The sequence below is a fragment of the Mesorhizobium sp. B2-8-9 genome, assembly GCF_006439475.1.
In the GTDB taxonomy this organism is placed as follows: domain Bacteria; phylum Pseudomonadota; class Alphaproteobacteria; order Rhizobiales; family Rhizobiaceae; genus Mesorhizobium.
Genome location: NZ_VFTQ01000073.1, coordinates 1 through 1,072 on the forward strand (window position 1 = coordinate 1; position 1,072 = coordinate 1,072).

At 59.3% G+C, this 1,072-nt stretch carries 1 protein-coding gene; it reads left to right on the forward strand.

The genetic code is table 11. From position 1 onward, the window contains the following. Positions 1-843: 843 nt before the first annotated feature. On the forward strand, positions 844-1,072 hold a 229-nt coding region (locus tag FJ423_RS33950; RefSeq protein ID WP_210239596.1), incomplete at its 3' end, for a hypothetical protein.

Consider the following 1,072-nt stretch of genomic DNA (forward strand, 5'->3'; position numbering starts at 1 on the left):
CGGACCGCCCGAGCAACCCTCGGACGCGCAGTGTAGGGTGAGCCACCTCACCGGCAGAAGCGGACATACGGTCTTACGGTCAAGTGCGCCGAGCGGCTCATCGAGCAAGAGGAACGGCGGATCAGCGATCAGGGCTCGAGCAAGCGCCACGCGCTGTTACTGGCCGCCGCTCAATTGCGACGGCATGCGGCCGCCAAAGTCGGTGAGGTGCACGCGCGCGAGCATGCGGTCGACCTGCGCTGCCTCTCGGCAGCCTTCATGCCGCGCATTTCGAGCGGGAATTCTAGGTTCGGCGCACCGTGAGGTGCGGAAACAGCGCATAGCTCTGGAAGACGATGCCTTGGTCGCGCCGATAAGACTGCACCGCCGCGACCTAATTCCCAGCAATCCGGATGTCTCCCTCAGTGGGCGCTACGAACCCGGCGAGCAGCATCAGGGCCGTGGTCTTGCCCGAACCCCTTGGGACCGACGGTCAGCGACAAATTGCTGACCGCAGCGACTGCCCCATACATCTTGTGACGCTGCCGAACTCAATCTGGGCCGGAACCGAGTTTTTCTCCAATGCTTCATCCTCGGCAATTGGCGGGGTGATGTTCTTTAGATCCAAGGTCACGGCAGGCCGGACAGTGCCGAGCGGTCGAGCCCCATCCATACTACGACATCAACCATTTAACTAGTTTTAGAGGCCCTTCGACCGCCAGATGAGCCAACGTCTAGCTGAGCCGAGCGTTTGCCGCGCACATGATTAAGACCGCTGATTACAGTTATCGAGTGGTCATAAAATGGACCGGCCAGTCGATTTGTATCACCTCTGCTCCGAACCGGGCAAGATAGGAACGTCGAATGCAGGTCAGCGACAGTATTAGTCAGATCCAGATTGGTCTCAAGCCATTCTTTCGGTCTGCCAAGCGGAGCGTCGGGCGCCTTTCCAGGCATTGCCGAGAGTGCGGCGACTGCTCACATGCATCCAGCAACAATTTGGCAATACCAGCTGAATCTCAGATATTTTCGACTGCACGTCGCACTGCAATTAGCCGCTTCTCCCAGGCGTCGCCGGTGAGCCTCTTTGCGC